Origin of the sequence: Stenotrophomonas sp. 364 (assembly GCF_009832905.1) — a bacterium.
In the GTDB taxonomy this organism is placed as follows: domain Bacteria; phylum Pseudomonadota; class Gammaproteobacteria; order Xanthomonadales; family Xanthomonadaceae; genus Stenotrophomonas; species Stenotrophomonas maltophilia_AP.
The window spans coordinates 2,518,070-2,534,005 of record NZ_CP047135.1 but is presented as its reverse complement, the minus strand read 5'-3'; the positions used below and the strand labels follow the sequence as shown (position 1 = coordinate 2,534,005).

General features: G+C 67.1%; 11 protein-coding genes. 3 read left to right on the top strand and 8 right to left on the bottom strand.

The features are described 5' to 3' along the window. Positions 1-7: 7 nt before the first annotated feature. The gene (locus GQ674_RS11505) at positions 8-721 is read left to right on the top strand and encodes a DUF2058 family protein (RefSeq protein WP_159497187.1); all 714 of its coding nucleotides are present in this window, start codon (positions 8-10) and stop codon (positions 719-721) included. Positions 722-1,219: 498 nt separating this feature from the next. Here GQ674_RS11505 and GQ674_RS11500 read toward each other — a convergent pair whose 3' ends face one another. From GQ674_RS11500 to GQ674_RS11480, 5 genes are all read right to left on the bottom strand, one after another. Further along, positions 1,220-2,554: an amidohydrolase family protein gene (locus GQ674_RS11500; RefSeq protein ID WP_159497186.1), complete on the bottom strand. Its 1,335-nt coding sequence runs from the start codon at positions 2,552-2,554 to the stop codon at positions 1,220-1,222. A gap of 74 nt (positions 2,555-2,628) precedes the next feature. Further along, positions 2,629-3,822, bottom strand: a complete 1,194-nt coding sequence (locus tag GQ674_RS11495; protein ID WP_159497185.1) for an MFS transporter — start codon at positions 3,820-3,822, stop codon at positions 2,629-2,631. 90 nt (positions 3,823-3,912) lie between these two features. Continuing rightward, a complete protein-coding gene (metH, locus tag GQ674_RS11490) occupies positions 3,913-6,597 on the bottom strand; it encodes a methionine synthase (protein ID WP_159497184.1) in 2,685 nt (894 codons plus the stop codon). Positions 6,598-6,654: 57 nt separating this feature from the next. Continuing rightward, entirely contained in the window at positions 6,655-7,764 is a 1,110-nt protein-coding gene (locus GQ674_RS11485) for a homocysteine S-methyltransferase family protein (protein ID WP_159497183.1), read from the bottom strand. Positions 7,765-7,772: 8 nt separating this feature from the next. Then, positions 7,773-8,702, bottom strand: coding sequence for a metalloregulator ArsR/SmtB family transcription factor (locus tag GQ674_RS11480; RefSeq protein ID WP_159497182.1), 930 nt, complete (start codon positions 8,700-8,702; stop codon positions 7,773-7,775). Between the two features lie 148 nt (positions 8,703-8,850). Here GQ674_RS11480 and GQ674_RS11475 point away from each other — a divergent pair, with 148 nt between their 5' ends. Both GQ674_RS11475 and GQ674_RS11470 read left to right on the top strand, forming a co-directional pair. Then, the gene (locus GQ674_RS11475; RefSeq protein ID WP_038687618.1) at positions 8,851-9,999 is read left to right on the top strand and encodes an acyl-CoA dehydrogenase family protein; all 1,149 of its coding nucleotides are present in this window, start codon (positions 8,851-8,853) and stop codon (positions 9,997-9,999) included. A gap of 163 nt (positions 10,000-10,162) precedes the next feature. Continuing rightward, the gene (locus tag GQ674_RS11470) at positions 10,163-10,456 is read left to right on the top strand and encodes a hypothetical protein (protein ID WP_159497181.1); all 294 of its coding nucleotides are present in this window, start codon (positions 10,163-10,165) and stop codon (positions 10,454-10,456) included. 243 nt (positions 10,457-10,699) lie between these two features. On the opposite strand, the gene GQ674_RS11465 is transcribed toward GQ674_RS11470, so the two are convergent. Genes GQ674_RS11465 through GQ674_RS11455 form a run of 3 tightly spaced genes read right to left on the bottom strand, consistent with a single transcriptional unit; the run spans position 10,700 to position 15,822 of the window. After that, a complete protein-coding gene (locus tag GQ674_RS11465) occupies positions 10,700-13,873 on the bottom strand; it encodes a multidrug efflux RND transporter permease subunit (protein ID WP_128098238.1) in 3,174 nt (1,057 codons plus the stop codon). Positions 13,874-13,888: 15 nt separating this feature from the next. Next, positions 13,889-15,163, bottom strand: coding sequence for an efflux RND transporter periplasmic adaptor subunit (locus tag GQ674_RS11460; RefSeq protein ID WP_159497180.1), 1,275 nt, complete (start codon positions 15,161-15,163; stop codon positions 13,889-13,891). Next, complete coding sequence (locus GQ674_RS11455) at positions 15,163-15,822, bottom strand: TetR/AcrR family transcriptional regulator (RefSeq protein WP_159497179.1); 660 nt, start codon at positions 15,820-15,822, stop codon at positions 15,163-15,165. The genes GQ674_RS11460 and GQ674_RS11455 overlap by 1 nt, the downstream gene beginning before the upstream one ends. Positions 15,823-15,936 lie beyond the last annotated feature (114 nt).

The following is a 15,936-nucleotide window of genomic DNA, read 5'->3' as shown; positions in this document are numbered from 1 at the left end:
CCACGTCATGAGCGATACACTCCGCGACCAGCTGCTGGGCCTGGGTTTCAAATCCGCGCCCAAGCCAGAACGCAAACCCGATGCCCGCCGTGACGGCCGGCCGGGCAACAAACCCCACGGTGCACGTCCCCCGGGCAAGCCCGGCGAAGCGCGCCCGCCGCGTGAGGGTGCCCCGGGGCGTCCGCCGCGCGAGGGCGATGCCTCGCGCCGCGCACCGCACGGCAAGGGCCGCCCGGGCGGTGGCCCGCGTCCCGGCCAGGGCCAGAACGCCGGCCAGGGCAAGCCGCGTTCGCGCGAGGACATCGACCTGGCCAAGGCCTACGCGATCCGTGCGCAGAAGGAGAAAGACGACCGCATCGAAGCCGAGCGCCTGAAGCAGGAAGAAGCGCGCCTGCGCCGCGAAGCCAAGGCCAAGCTGGACGTGCTGCTGGACGGCAAGTCGTTGAATGACGCCGGCGCCGAGATTGCCCGTCACTTCAACTACGGCGGCAAGATCAAGCGCGTGTACGTCACCGCCGACCAGCTCAAGGCGCTCAACGCCGGCGAGCTGGGCGTGCTGCAGCAGAACGGCCGTTACCTGCTGGTAACCGCGGCCGTGCTCGACGAGGCCGAAGCCATCTTCGCGCCGTCGGTGGCGCTGCGCGTGGATCCCAATGCCACCGCCGATGCCGACCCGTACGCCGACCCGGCCTACCAGGTGCCCGACGACCTGGTCTGGTAAGCGGTCGATCGCGCGACGAAGAAGGGCGCCGAACGGCGCCCTTCTTTTTGTGGTTCTTTTCCCGAGCCGTCGCAGAGTGAGCATGACGCGACGCGGGTTGCCGTGTGTGCAGGCGCCGTTTGGATCGGCTGGCGTCTCCGATCGGGCCGGTCGCGAGCGTGAGGGCCCCGTAGCAGCCGGTAGGCCCCTGGCGCAAATGTCCCCCGGCCGCGGGGCGGCCTCCTCCTTTATTTTGCCCAGGCGCCTACCGGCTGCTACGGGGCTCGGCTTGCGGTGCGCAGATGGAAGCCACGCTTTTGGGATGGCTGTCGGTGGGTCGGGCGCTGGGCCCCATGCCCTTGGAGGCGAAATAAAGGAGGAGGTGGCGGCCGCAGGCCGACGCCGGGGGACATTCGCCGGAAAGGGCATGGGGCCCAGCGCCCGACCCGCCGACAGCTGCGCCTGGAAAGCGTCAAGGCAGTTTCTGCTTACCTCGCGTAGGGGCGAAGAACCCGGGGATTACTCCGTGATCGGACCGGCCACTTCCTGCCCGGCCTGCCAGACCGCGCCGATGCGCTGGGTGTTTGCGATGTCGGTGAGCGGGTCGGCGTCCAGCACCAGCAGGTCGGCGCGCTTGCCGGCGGCGATCCGGCCACGGTCGGCCAGGCCCAGCAGGTCCGCCGCCTGCGACGTGGCGATCTGCAGTGCCTGCGCAGGCGTAAGCCCGGCCTGCACCAGCAACTGCAGCTCGCGGTGCTCGGCAACGCCGATCACCCGCTGCGGCATCGCACCGGCATCGGTGCCGAAACCCAGCTTGACCCCGGCCGCCTGCAGGCGGCGCACGTTCTCCAGGTTGGTCGCCACGGCCGCCCGCGCGGCCGGAATGCCGCTGCCGGCCAGTTGCGCGCGCTGCCACGCCGGCTGCGACCAACGGGCCAGCACGTCGCGGTGCAGGGCCTGGCGCAGGAACGGCTGCTGCAGCGCCTGCGGGTGTTCGGCGTACCAGTAGTTGGCCTCGTCGATGGCCACCGTCGGGATGTACCACGTGCCCTGGTCGCGCATTTTCCTGGCCAGCATCGGGTCGACCGCGCGGTCGCGGATGCCGTGGGCCAGGATGTCCACCTTGGCATCGACCAGGTCGCGGGCCTGATCGAGGTCGTGGATGTGCGCGGCCACCGTGAGGCCCCTCGCGTGCGCTTCGGCGATCGCGGCGCGGTATACCTCCGGGGTCATCATCGGGCGCTTGCCGCCAAGGTCGTCCACCCACAGCTTGATCAGGTCCACGCCGTCGGCGTGCTGGGTGGCCACCGCCGCGCGCGCCTGTTCGGCGGTGCGCGGGCGCGCGACCGGGTCGTGGCGCAGGCCCATGCTGTCCGCAGATGGTGCGCCATCGGGCGCGCCGATCCCGCCGCCAGCACCGTACAGTTGCGCGCCCAGGGCGGGATCGGCGTTCACTTCCGTGCGGATGGCGAAGAAATCCGCCCCATTCATGCCCAGCGCGGTGACGGTGGTGATGCCGTAGCGCTGGAACTGGCGCAGGTCGCGCACCACGTTGTCGCGCGTGTAGTAGCGGTCGCCGTGCTCCAGTCCCTGGGTGTTGCCCACATGCGCGTGGTCGCTGACCAGCGCAGGCAGCAGCGTCTTGCCGGTGTAATCGATGCGGCGCGCGCCGGTGGCGGCAGCGGGCAGGGGCGTGCCGATATGCACGATGCGGGCGCCATCGATCAGCACCGGGGTGATGCCGCGATCGCGCTGGCCATCGAAGACGCGCGCGTTCTCCAGCAGGATCGGCTCGGCGGCGGCAGGCAGGGCGACGGTGGCAAGCAGTAGTGCCCACAGGCGGCTCGTTCGCATCGGCGGCTCCAGTCTTGGGGGAAGGTTGAGCCTACCCCATCGGGCGGGTCGCGTTGCCGGCCAGCGGCCTGCGATCATCTGCGCCTGTGGGCGCGCAGCAGGGGAAGGCTGATGGCGAAGAAGCACAGCAGCGCGCCGACGAGCGCGAAGCCGCTGCCTGCCAGGAAGGCAGTACGGCCCTGGTCGATGCCCCACAGCTGGCCGGCGATCAGTGCGCCCAGCACGCCGCCCACGCCGGAGGAGAAGCCGTACAGCAGGCCCTGGCCATGGCCGTTGAGGCGACCGGGGAAATAGGTGGCCAGCATCTGCATCGCGGCCGCGAAGAATGCGGCAAACCCGAGGGCGTGCGCGGTCTGCGCCAGCAGCATCACCGGCAGGTTGTCCGGGAACAACGCGGTGATCGCCCAGCGCACGGTGGAACTGAGCAGCGCGATCAGCAGCATCCAGCTGGCGTCATAGCGACGGAAGAAGCGACCGATGGTGAAGAACACGCCTACTTCGAACACCACCCCGATGGTCCACAGCAGCCCGAGCGTAGAGGTGGCATAGCCGTGGTGGTCCATGTAGACAGAGAAGAACGTGTAGTACGGCCCGAACGACAGCTGCTCCATGAACGCGGCCAGGAAAAACGCCAGCACCTGCGGCTTGCGCACGATCTGCCAGAAGCCGGTCGCGTCGCCGTCGCTGCGCGGCAGGTTGCGCGCGTAGGAGTTGGCGAACCCCGAGGCGGCGAGCAGGCCGAACAGCGGCAGCATCAGCCATGGCAGCAGGTGTGCGTTGCCCGCGCCGCCGTCGCCTTCGATGATCCAGCCAAACAGCATCACCACCGCGATGAAGCCCAGCGAGCCCCAGACCCGGATCAATCCGTAGCGATGGCTGTCGCTGCCCAGGTGGGTCAACGTGATCGATTCGAACTGCGGCATCACCGCGTTGTAGAAGAAGCAGAACGCGATCATCGCCGGGTACAGCCACGGTTGCGGCAGCGGCAGCAGGAAGGCACAGAACGTGAGAAGGGTCAGCGCGCAGCCCAGCCGCAGCCAGAAAATCGGCCGCGGCGAAGCGGCGGCGAGCGAGGTCCACGTGGTGGGCGCGACGATGCGGGTGGCATACCAGATGCCCATCATCACGCTGATCGCGGTGACGCTCATCCCGCGCGAGGTCAGGAACAGCGACCAGTACGGGGTGAACGCGCCCAGCGCGGCGTAGTAGACCAGGTAGAACGAGGAGAGGCGGACGACCGGTACAGCGTCGCGGGTGGGGGCGGTCATGCGGAATCTCGGTGCGCGCGCACCCATCAACGGTGGGTACCAACCGCGACATTATGCCGGTAGCACCCGACCGTTGGTCGGGTGACGCCCTTATTCCGGATCGTAGTCCAGGTTCGACGCCAGCCAGCGTTCGGCCTGTGCGCGATCCACGCCCTTGCGCTTGGCGTAATCGGCCACCTGCTCGCGCGACACCCGCCCCACCACGAAATACTGGCTCTGCGGGTGGCTGAAGTAATAGCCCGACACCGCCGCAGTGGGCAGCATCGCAAAGCTCTCGGTCAGCTGCATGTCGGCGTTGCGCTCGGCGTCGAGCAGCCGGAACAGCGTGGCCTTTTCGCTGTGCTCGGGGCAGGCCGGGTAACCCGGGGCCGGGCGGATGCCGCTGTATTTCTCGGCGATCAACGCCTCGTTGTCCAGCTGTTCGTCGGGCTGGTAGCCCCAGTAGTCGGTGCGCACGTGCTGGTGCAGGCGCTCGGCCAGGGCTTCGGCGAAGCGGTCGGCCAGGGCCTTGAGCAGGATCGCGTTGTAGTCGTCGTGATCCGCCTCGAAGCGTGCCACGTGCGCGTCGATGCCGATCCCGGCGGTCACCGCGAACGCGCCGATCCAGTCCTGCTTGCCGCTGTCGACCGGGGCGATGAAATCGGCCAGGCAGAAGTCCGGGCGCTCAACCGGCTTGTCGACCTGCTGGCGCAGGAAGTGCAGCACGGCCGGACCGTCATCGGTACGCAGGTGCACGTCATCGCCAACGCTGTTGGCCGGCCACAACCCGAACACCGCCTTGGCGGTCAGCCACTTCTCGCTGACGATGCGCTCGAGCATTGCGCGCGCGTCGCGGTACAGCTCGCTGGCCTGCGTGCCGACGATCTCGTCGGTGAGGATCGCCGGGTACTTGCCGGCCAGTTCCCAGGCCTGGAAGAACGGCGTCCAGTCGATCACATCGACCAGGTCGGCAAGCGGGTAGTCGTGCAGCACGTGAAGGCCGGGCTTGTGCGGCGTGGGCGGGGTGTAGGCCGCCCAGTCGCCGCTGAAGCGCTGCGCGCGGGCCTTGGCCAGCGTCACCAGGCGCTTGGCGTCGCCACGGTTGCGGTGGCGCTGGCGGATGTCGGCGTAGTCGGCCTCGTTGGCGGCCACGAAGGCCTCGCGCAGCTCGCTGGAGATCAGCGACTGGGCCACGCCGACCGCACGCGAGGCATCCTTCACCCACACCGTGGGCGCCTTGTAATGCGGGTCGATCTTCAGCGCGGTGTGCGCGCGCGAGGTGGTCGCGCCGCCGATCATCAGCGGCATCGTGAAGCCCTGCCGCTGCATTTCGCGGGCGACGTGGCTCATTTCCTCCAGCGACGGCGTGATCAGGCCGGACAGGCCGATGATGTCGGCATTCTCGGCGCGCGCGGCGTCGAGGATCTTCTGGGCCGGCACCATCACGCCGAGGTCGACCACCTCGAAATTGTTGCAGGCCAGAACCACGCCCACGATGTTCTTGCCGATGTCGTGCACGTCGCCCTTGACCGTGGCCATGATGATCTTGCCGTTGCTCTTGGCCGTGTCGCCGCTGCGTGCCTTCTCCGCTTCGATGTACGGCAGCAGGTAGGCCACGGCCTTCTTCATCACCCGCGCCGACTTGACCACCTGCGGCAGGAACATCTTGCCGGCACCGAACAGGTCGCCCACGATGTTCATGCCGTCCATCAGCGGCCCTTCGATGACGTCCAACGGGCGGCTGGACCGGGCGCGGGCTTCTTCGGTATCAGCCTCCACCCAGGCGTCCAGGCCATGCACCAGCGCATGCGCCAGGCGCGCGTCGATCGGCTTCTCGCGCCAGGCCAGGTCTTCGCCCTTGACCTCGCCCTTCTTGCCCTTGTAACGCTCGGCGATCTCCAGCAGGCGCTCGGTGCCGTCGCGGCGACGGTTGAGGATCACGTCCTCCACGCGTTCGCGCAGTTCCGGGTCCAGCTCGTCGTAGATCGGCATGGCGCCGGCGTTGACGATGCCCATGTCCATGCCGGCGGCGATGGCGTGGTACAGGAACACCGCATGGATCGCCTGGCGCACGCTTTCGTTGCCGCGGAAAGAGAACGACACGTTGGAGACGCCGCCGGAGACATGGCAGTGCGGCAGGGTGCGCTTGATGATGCGGGTGGCTTCGATGAAGTCGACCGCGTAGTTGTCGTGTTCCTCGATGCCGGTGGCGACGGCGAAGATGTTCGGATCGAAGATGATGTCCTGCGGCGGGAAGCCGACCTCGTCCACCAGGATGCGGTAGGCGCGGGTGCAGATCTCCACCTTGCGCGCGCAGGTATCGGCCTGGCCGTCCTCGTCGAAGGCCATCACCACCGCGGCCGCGCCGTAGCGCAGCACCTTGCGCGCGTGCTCGATGAACTGCGCCTGGCCTTCCTTGAGCGAGATCGAATTGACCACGCTCTTGCCCTGCAGGCACTTCAGCCCGGCCTCGATCACGCTCCACTTGGAGGAGTCGACCATCACCGGAATGCGGGCGATGTCCGGTTCGGACATGATCAGGTTGAGGTAGCGCGTCATCGCCTTTTCGGAATCGATCAGGCCCTCGTCCATGTTCACATCAAGGATCTGCGCGCCGTTGGCCACCTGCTGGCGCGCCACGTCCACCGCCTCTTCGTAGCGCTCTTCCTTGATCAGCTTGCGGAACTGCGCGCTGCCGGTAACGTTGGTGCGCTCGCCGATATTGACGAACAGCAGGTCCGGCGTGATCACCAGCGGCTCGAGGCCGGACAGGCGGGTGGGGCGGGGAGTCGTCATGGGCGGGCTGGCACGTGCTGGCGGGGGAGGGTCAACGACAACGGGCGGCGGATGCGCTCACGCGGCATCCTCCAGGGCGGGGCCGGGCAGGGCGCGCGGCGGCAGGCCAGCCACCGCCTCGGCGATGGCGCGGATGTGCGCGGGGGTGGTGCCGCAGCAGCCGCCCACTAGGTTGAGCAGGCCAGCGCTGGCGAACTCGCGCAGGGTGCCGGCCATTTCCTCGGGGGTCTCGTCGTACTCACCGAACGCGTTGGGCAGGCCGGCGTTGGGATGCGCGCTGACCAGGCAGTCGGCCACGATCGACAGGGTTTCCACATGCGGGCGCATGTCGTCGGCGCCCAGTGCGCAGTTCAGCCCGACCGACAGCGGCCGGCTGTGCGCCACCGAGGCATAGAACGCCTCGGCGGTCTGCCCGGACAGGGTGCGCCCGGAGGCATCGGTGATGGTGCCGGAGATCATGATCGGCAGGCGCGCGCCCCGGTCGTCGAACGCTTCTTCGATGGCGTACAGGGCGGCCTTGGCATTGAGGGTATCGAAGATGGTTTCCACCATCAGCGTGTCGGCGCCGCCGTCGATCAGCCCGTCGATGGCTTCGCGGTAGGTCTCGCGCAGCGCATCGAAACTGGTATTGCGGAACCCGGGGTCATTCACGTCCGGGCTGATGGAGGCGGTGCGGCTGGTGGGGCCCAGCACCCCGATCACGAAGCGCGGCTTGTCCGGGGTGGTCGCGGCAACCGCGTCGCAGCACGCACGGGCGACGGCCGCGCCGGCCTTGTTGAGCTCGTAGACCAGGTGCTCCAGGTGGTAATCGGCCTGGCTGACCGAGGTGGCATTGAATGTGTTGGTTTCCACCAGATCCGCGCCCGCCTCCAGGTAGGCGGTGTGGATGCCGGCGATCACCTCCGGCTTGCTGAGCAGCAGCAGGTCGTTGTTGCCCTTCAGGTCGTGGCCTTCGGGGACGGCATGGTCGCACCCGGCACCATGCACGTGCGCCGCGTGGGTGCTGTCGTAGCCGTCGACGAAGCGAGCGCCCCGGTAGTCCTCTTCCTGCAGCCCGTGGCGCTGGATCATCGTGCCCATCGCGCCGTCGATGATCAGGATGCGCCGGGCAAGCGCTTCCTGCAGGGCGTGGACGCGATCGGGGTGCAACCAGGGCAGGGACGACATGGCGGGCCTCAGGGTTTGGTGGCGATCAGCGAGATCACTTCGAAATGCGGTGGGCGCTTTTCGCGGGTCACCGTTTCCAGGTTGGAGACCACCAGCCCGGCCTTCTCGGCGAACTTGCGCAGTTCCTTGTCCGAGAAGCCCAGGTTGACGTGGCCGTAGGCGTCCACGGCCGCCTTGTGCTCGTGGCGGGCCAGGCTGCACAGCAGCAGGCGCCCGCCCGAGCGCAGCACGCGCGCACCTTCGGCCACGGCCTGGGCGGGCTTGGTCGCATAGGTGAGGGCGTGCATCAGCACCACCAGGTCGAAACTGCGGTCCTTGAACGGCAGGGCATGCATGTCGCCTTCGCGCACTTCCACGTTGGCCAGGCGGCGCAGGCGCTCGCTGGCGGCGGCCACCACGCGCGCACTGGTGTCGATGCACACGTAGCGTTTGGCATGCGGGGCGACCAGCTCGGCCAGCACGCCGTCGCCGGAGGCGATATCGAGCACGTCGCCGGTTTCCAGCAGCGGCAGTGCGGTGCGCGCCAGTGCCTCCCAGGTGCGACCGGGCGAGTAATGGCGCTCCATGTCGCCGGCGACGCTGTCGGCCCAGTTCTGGTCGGCAGCGCGGCTGGCCAGCACGGCGGCCACGCGTTCGGCATCCTGGCGCAGCAGCGGGTCGTCGCTACCGGTGCTGAGCGCGTGCCACAATGCACGCTGCGCGGGGTCCAGGGCGGCGTCGTCGAAGCGGTAGTAGGCCGACACGCCGGCCCGGCGGTCGCGCACCAAGCCGGCCTCCTTGAGCCGGGCCAGGTGGGTGGACACGCGTGGCTGGGCCAGCGTGGTGATGGCCGACAGCTCGGCCACGGTCAGTTCTTCCTGCTCCAGCAGTGCCAGCAGGCGTACGCGGGTGGCGTCGGCGAACACTTTCAGCCGGATCGACCAGTCCTCAAGATCCATAAATATCTACCTATCGCGATATAGAGATATTTTCGTCCCTGGGCCGGGTGGGGTCAAGTCAGCCGGTATTGCCTGCCCCCCGGTACAATCGCCCCACTTGGACGCGCGTTGCGTGGCCATAAAACAACCATGTTCCCGGGAGGGTGTTGTGGATTTCAGTTTTACCGAAGAGCAGCTGATGCTGCAGGACGTTGCGCGCCGGATCGCGCAGGAAAAGATCGCCCCGAGCGCCGAACATCACGACCGTACCGGCGAATTCCCGCTGGACAACATCCGCCTGCTGGGTGAAAACGGCCTGATGGGCATCGAAGTGCCGGCCGAATACGGCGGCGCGGGCATGGACCCGATTGCCTACGTGCTGGCGATGGTGGAGGTCGCCGCCGGTGACGCTGCGCATTCGACCATCATGTCGGTCAACAACTCGCTGTTCTGCAACGGCATCCTGACCCATGGCAGCGAAGCGCAGAAGCAGAAGTACGTGCGCGCCATCGCCGAAGGTGAGGCCATCGGCGCGTTCGCGCTGACCGAGCCGCAGTCCGGTTCGGACGCCACGGCCATGCGCTGCCGCGCGGTCAAGCAGGCCGACGGCACGTTTGTGATCAACGGCAAGAAGAGCTGGATCACCTCCGGCCCGGTCGCCAAGTACATCGTGCTGTTTGCGATGACCGACCCCGACCAGGGCGCGCGCGGCATCACCGCCTTCATGATCGACACCGACAACGCTGGTTTCCACCGTGGCAAGACCGAGCCCAAGCTCGGTATCCGTGCCTCGGCCACCTGCGAGATCGAGTTCCAGGATTACGTGGCCAGCGCCGACGACGTGCTGGGCAAGGAAGGCGAGGGCTTCAAGATCGCCATGGGCGTGTTGGATGCCGGCCGCATCGGCATCGCCTCGCAGGCAATCGGTATTGCCCGCGCGGCGTATGAAGCGACCCTGGAGTACGTGAAGGACCGCAAGGCCTTCGGTGCGGCCATCGGGACCTTCCAGATGACCCAGGCCAAGATCGCCGACATGAAGTGCAAGCTGGACGCAGCGCTGCTGCTGACCCTGCGCGCGGCATGGGTGAAGGGCCAGGGCAAGCGTTTCAGCAATGAAGCGGCCATCGCCAAGCTGACCGCCTCCGAAGCGGCAATGTGGATCACCCACCAGGCCGTGCAGATCCACGGCGGCATGGGTTATTCCAAGGAAATGCCGCTGGAGCGGTACTTCCGTGATGCCAAGATCACCGAGATCTACGAGGGCACCTCAGAGATCCAGCGGCTGGTGATTGCGCGCAACGAGACTGGTTTGCGCTGATTTACAGGGCAGCGGCGCCAGTTTGGCGCCGCTGCTCCATCCGGGGCCTTTGAGCGGCCTCGATGCGTTGCGGACGCTTTAGCGTCGCATCCTGGTAGGTGCCGACCGTTGGTCGGCACGCGGGGTGGTGCAGAATGTACGGTTCCGTTCTGCAGGAGATTCCATGGTGATCTATCGAGGCGCAGGGTTCCTGACGCTGCTCACGCCCATCGCGGCCCTGATGCTGTTGATGTGGCTGTGGCCGGATCCGAGTGTCGCCAAAGGCAACACCTCGCTGGCGCAGCTGTTGATCGGATTCGGCATCGGCGCAGCGATCAATGTGGTGCTGGGCCTGGTGCTCAATCGCGGCCCACGTGCGCCGGGCGAGCGTGCCCGCCATCATTTCTTCTTCGTGCCGATGCAGTGGCCGTCGCTGGTGATCGTGGTCGTCTGCGCGGCGGTGGCGCTGCTGCGCTGAGCGGTAGTGCCGGCCACTGGCCGGCAACCAGGCGGTCCGTGCATGGCACGTATCCGGAGGAGCCGGCCAGCGGCCGGCACTACCGGATCGAGGCATGCATCCGAACACGCGCCCGCCGATGAAAGGCTGTACCACTTGGCAATGCACCGCCCACAAAAAAGCCCCGGCTCGCGCCGGGGCTTCCTCGTTTCAGCGTGACCACCAGCGGTGGTCACCTACCGGCGGGGTCGCATCACCGCCGGATCAACGATCCGGACGGTGCGTCGCGTTGGCTTCGCTCTGGCGCTCGACGAACTCCTTGGACGGCTCGTCCAGCTTGTCGCCCAGCATGCGGCGGACCACGATGAAGAACACCGGAATCATCAGCAGGCCCAGGAAGGTGGCGAACACCATGCCGCCGATCACGCCGGTACCGATGGCGTGGCGGGCATTGGCGCCCGCACCGGTGGAGATGGCCATCGGCACCACGCCGAGGATGAAGGCGAAGGAGGTCATCAGGATCGGACGGAAGCGCAGGCGGGACGCCTCGATGGTGGCCTCGCGCAGCGTCTTGCCGGCCGCACGCTGTTCCACCGCGAACTCCACGATCAGGATGGCGTTCTTGGCGGCCAGGCCGATCACGGTGATCAGGCCGATCTTGAAGTACAGATCGTTGGGCAGGCCGCGGGCCAGCGAGAACGCCAGCGCACCGAGCACGCCCAGCGGCACCACCAGCAGCACCGCCACCGGGATCGACCAGCTTTCATACAATGCGGCCAGGCACAGGAACACCACCACGATGGACAGCACCAGCAGCAGCGTTGCCGCGTTGCCGGCCAGGATTTCCTGGTAGCTCATGCCCGACCAGTCGTAGCCGAAGCCGGCCGGCAGGTCGTCGCTGACGATCCGCTCCATCGCCTGCATCGCTTCACCCGAGCTGCGCCCCGGTGCCTGCGAACCGACGATGTTGACCGCCGAGTAGCCGTTGTAGCGGCTCAGCGACGGCGGTGCGGACACCCACTCGGACTTCACCACGGTGCTCAGCGGAATCATCGCCGGGGTGCCGTCTGCGTTGGTCTGCAGGCTGCTGGGCGTGTAGAAGCTGTTGAGCGATTCGGCACCGGTGCGATACGGGCCGTCGGCCTGCATGGTCACGCGCTTGATGCGGCCTTCGTAGAAGAAGTCGTTGACGTACACCGGGGCCAGCATCAGCTGGATGGTGCTGTACACGTCCGACACCGACAGCCCCATGGTCTGGGCCTGCACGCGGTCCACGTGCAACTGCAGCTGCGGGGCGTTTTCCAGGCCGTTGGGGCGCACGCCGGTGAGCAGGTCGCTTTCCTCGGCCGCCTTGCCCAGCAGCACGTTGCGTGCCTGCGTCAGCTGTTCATAGCCGGCGCCGCCACGGTCCTGCAGCCACATGTCAAAGCCGCCGAACTGGCCCAGGCCCTGCACGGTGGGCAGGTTGACCACGAAGATCTGTGCTTCCTTGATGCCGTAGAAAGCACCGTTCATCTTCTGGATGAACTCGGGCACGGTCACCTTGCGGTCGGCCCACGGCTTGAGCCGGATGAAGCCCATGCCGACGTTTTCACCGGAGCCGACGAAGCTGAAACCGGCCACCTGCAGCATGCCTTCGAAGCCTTCCTGGTCCTTGAGCACGCCACGCATCTGCGCAAAGGCCTGGTTGGTCTGCGACTTGGTCGAGCCCGGGGGCAGCTGCACGATCGCCAGCGCATAACCCTGGTCTTCCTCGGGCAGGAAGCTGCCCGGCATGCGGGTGAACAGGAAGCCGCACAGCACGGTGAGCACCACGAACAGGATCATCCAGCGCGGGGCATGACGCACCGCCGAGGTGATGTGGCCCACGTAGGTGCCACTGATCTTGTCGTAGTATTTGTTGAAGGTGCGGTAGACGACGTTGGGCTTGTCGGAGTGGGTCGGCTTGAGGAAGGTCGCGCACAGGGCCGGGGTGAAGCCCAGCGCCAGGAACGCGGAGAAGCCCATCGCGATGGCGATGGTCAGCGCGAACTGCTTGTAGATCTCACCGGCCGCACCGCCCTGCAGGGCCGACGGAATGAACACTGCCGCCAGCACCACGGTAATGGCGACCACCGCACCGGTGATCTGGGTCATGGCCTTCTGGGTAGCGGCCTTGGGCGGCAGCTTCTCCTCGGTCATGATGCGTTCGACGTTCTCGATCACCACGATCGCGTCATCGACCACGATGCCGATCGCCAGCACCATCGCAAACAGCGTCAGCTGGTTGATGGTGAAGCCGATGACGCTCATGCCCAGGAAGGTGCCGAGCAGGGCCACCGGGATGACCAGGGTGGGGATCAGGGTGGCGCGGAAGTTCTGCAGGAAGATCAGCATCACCAGGAACACCAGCACCACCGCTTCGATCAGCGTCTTGACCACTTCCTCGATCGAGATCTTGACGAAGGTGGTGCTGTCGTACGGCGAGAACCAGCTGACACCAGACGGGAAGCTCGGCGACAGTTCGTCCATCTTGGCGGTGACCGCATTGGCCACGTTCAGGGCGTTGGCGCCCGGCAACAGCTGGATCGCGAAGGCACCGGTCGGCTTGCCGTTGTACTGGGTGTCAAAGCCGTAGTTGTTTGCACCGAAGGCGATCCGGGCGATGTCCTTGAGCATCACCCGCGAGCCGTCAGCATTGGCGCGCAGGATGATCTGCTCGAACTGCTCGGGCGAGCTGAAGCGGCCTTCGGCCGACACGGTGGCGGTGAAGTAATGGCCGTCCGGCGACGGGTCCGAGCCCAGCGAACCGGCCGCGAACTGCACGTTCTGGGCCTTGATCGCCGCCAGCACCTGGCTGGCCGACAGGCCGTAGCCCTGCATCTTCTCCGGGTTGAGCCAGATGTTCATGGCGTACTCGGAACCGAACTGCTGGGTGCTGCCAACGCCGGGGATGCGCGAGATCTGGTCGAGCACGCGCGAACCGACGATGTCGTTGAGGGCGTCACGGTCGATCGAGGGGGTGTCCGACTGCAGGGCCACCACCATCAGGAAGCCAGCGTTGGCCTTGGCCACCACCACGCCCTGCTGGGTCACTTCGGTGGGCAGACGCGGGGTGGCCAGCGACACCTTGTTCTGCACCTGGACCTGGGCGATGTCCGGATCGGTACCGGTCTCGAAGGTCAGGGTGATCGAGGCGCGGCCGTTGGAGGCCGAGGACGAACTGAAATACAGCAGGTGATCGATACCGGTCAGCTGCTGCTCGATCACCTGGGTGACCGACTTTTCGGTGGTGTCGGCGCTGGCGCCGGGGTAGGTGGCGCTCACCGTCACCTGGGGAGGTGCGATGCTCGGGTAGGACTCCACGCCCAGACCCAGGATCGAGATCACGCCCGAAAGCGAGATCAGGATCGCGACCACCCAGGCGAATACCGGGTGTTCAATGAAAAATTTAGGCATGACGGAGGGTTCCCGTTATTGCTTGTTCGGTTCGGCAGCCGAAGCGGCGTCGGACGTTTTGGCGGCGGCGTCGGCCGGGGCGGCGGCATCGGGCTTGGGCGCGGCGTCCGGTGCGGCACCGGCCGGCGCAGCGCCCGCAGGCGCCTTGCCATTGGCAGCGGCGGCCGCCGGGTTCCACGGGGTGGCCTTGGCCGGGGCGCCTTCCTTGACCTTCTGCACGCCGGCCACGATCACCTGGTCGCCGGCTTCGAGGCCGCCACTGACCAGCCAGTTGCTGCCCTGCTGGCCTTCGCTCTTGACGTTCTTGCGCGCCACCTTGCCGTCCTTGCCGACCACCAGCACGTAGCCGCCGGTGGTATCGCGCTGCAGCGCCTGCAGGGGCACCAGGTAGGCGTTGTTGCGCTCACCCAGGGTGGCCTGGAAGCTGACGAAGGCACCCGGCAGCAGAATCTGCTGCGGGTTGGGCAGCACCGCGCGCAGCGACACCGCGCCGGTGGTGGGGTCCACCGTGGTCGAGGAGAAGTCCAGCGTGCCCGGCTGGTCGTAGACCGTGCCGTCGGACAGCTTGACCTGCACGGTGGACTTGCCGTCCCCGCTCAGGGCCAGCTGGCCCTTGGCCTGCGCGGCGCGCATCTGGGTCAGTTCGTCCACGCTCATCGAGAAGTTCACATACAGCGGGTCCAGCTGGTCCACGGTGGTCAGCAGGGTCACATCGCCCTGGCCGACCAGCGCACCTTCGGTGACCTGCTGCTTGCCGGCGCGGCCACTGATCGGCGAGGTCACTTCGGCGTACCCGAGGTTGATCTTAGCGCTGGTCAAGGCGGCCTGGGCCTGCTGCACGGCGGCAGCGGCGGTACGTTCGGTGGCTTCGGCTGCGTCCAGGTCGGACTTGGACACATACTTCTGCGGGGCCAGCGAACGGGCGCGGTTGGCCGCGGCCTTGGCGTTGGCGTAGGACGCCTGGGCCGAGGCCAGTTCGGCCTGCGAGGCGTTCAAGGACGCGCGCAGCGGGGCCGGGTCGATCAGGAACAGGACCTGGCCCTGCTTGACGTCGGCGCCTTCCTGGTAGACACGCTTGAGCAGCACGCCGGGCACGCGGGCGCGCACATCGGCGCTGCGGTACGGCGACAGGCGGCCGACCAGCTCACGCTGCAACGGCAGGGTCTGCGGCTTGGCATCGATCACGCCCACTTCCGGCGGCGGGGGCGTCTGCTGCTCTGGCTTCTTGCAAGCGGTCAGTGCAACAGCAACTGCGCAGGTCAGGGCAAGGCTGCGGAGTGGGGCGATCATCAGGAAAAACTCCGGTGTTGGTTTGAATGCAATGCCGCGGCGGTTTCCGGCGTGGCAAACGCGCGCAGGAAGCTGTCAACGGAGAATTCGGCCCAGCGGCGGCGCTCGGTGGCGTCGGCGCGATGGGGGGTATGGAAGCGTTGTTTCTCGAAATCCACGCCGGCGATCATGCTCAATAGCAGTTCGGCCATGAAGTGCGGGTCGTCATGCCTGAGCTGGCCTTCCTCACTGCGCACGGCAAGCCATTCAGCCACGTGAAGAACCAGTGCGCCGGCCCCGTCCCGGTAAAGCGCACGCGCCTCCTGCGGAAACTGGGCGGTGTCGGTGGCGATCAGCCGGCGGGCCTGCATCACGTGCGGCTGGTTGCAGTGCTCCAGGTACTCGGTGGCGAACCGCAGCAGGCTGCCGCGCAGGTCGCCCTGCTCCAGGCTGTGCAACCCGGCGGTGGCGCGACTGACGTGCCGCTGCATCACCCGGCGCAGCAGTTCCTGCTTGCTGCCGTAGCGGCTGTAGAGGGTCTGCTTGGAACACCCGGCCTGCTGGGCGACCGCATCCATGCTGATCTGCATGCCCTGGGTGGCGAAGAGGTCGCGCACGGCATCGAACACGCGCTGGTCGCGCGCATCCAGGGTGCTGGCGGCGGGGTGGGGGGGATTCACGCGGTGGACTATACCGTCCAGTTCAGAATTGGAGAAGCCTTGTATTTGCGCGGGATCTGATACCCATCGTCAAGTTGCCACGAACGTGGCCGATGCTTGGCTGCGTGTGGATCT

What these genes read in the sequence shown, in the direction of transcription:
- GQ674_RS11485 (WP_159497183.1), bottom strand. Translation starts at nt 7,764, where the DNA reads ATGTCGTCCCTGCCCTGGTTGCACCCCGATCGCGTCCACGCCCTGCAG.
- GQ674_RS11505 (WP_159497187.1), top strand. Translation starts at nt 8, where the DNA reads ATGAGCGATACACTCCGCGACCAGCTGCTGGGCCTGGGTTTCAAATCC.
- GQ674_RS11470 (WP_159497181.1), top strand. Translation starts at nt 10,163, where the DNA reads ATGGTGATCTATCGAGGCGCAGGGTTCCTGACGCTGCTCACGCCCATC.
- GQ674_RS11500 (WP_159497186.1), bottom strand. Translation starts at nt 2,554, where the DNA reads ATGCGAACGAGCCGCCTGTGGGCACTACTGCTTGCCACCGTCGCCCTG.
- GQ674_RS11480 (WP_159497182.1), bottom strand. Translation starts at nt 8,702, where the DNA reads ATGGATCTTGAGGACTGGTCGATCCGGCTGAAAGTGTTCGCCGACGCC.
- GQ674_RS11495 (WP_159497185.1), bottom strand. Translation starts at nt 3,822, where the DNA reads ATGACCGCCCCCACCCGCGACGCTGTACCGGTCGTCCGCCTCTCCTCG.
- metH (WP_159497184.1), bottom strand. Translation starts at nt 6,597, where the DNA reads ATGACGACTCCCCGCCCCACCCGCCTGTCCGGCCTCGAGCCGCTGGTG.
- GQ674_RS11460 (WP_159497180.1), bottom strand. Translation starts at nt 15,163, where the DNA reads ATGATCGCCCCACTCCGCAGCCTTGCCCTGACCTGCGCAGTTGCTGTT.
- GQ674_RS11465 (WP_128098238.1), bottom strand. Translation starts at nt 13,873, where the DNA reads ATGCCTAAATTTTTCATTGAACACCCGGTATTCGCCTGGGTGGTCGCG.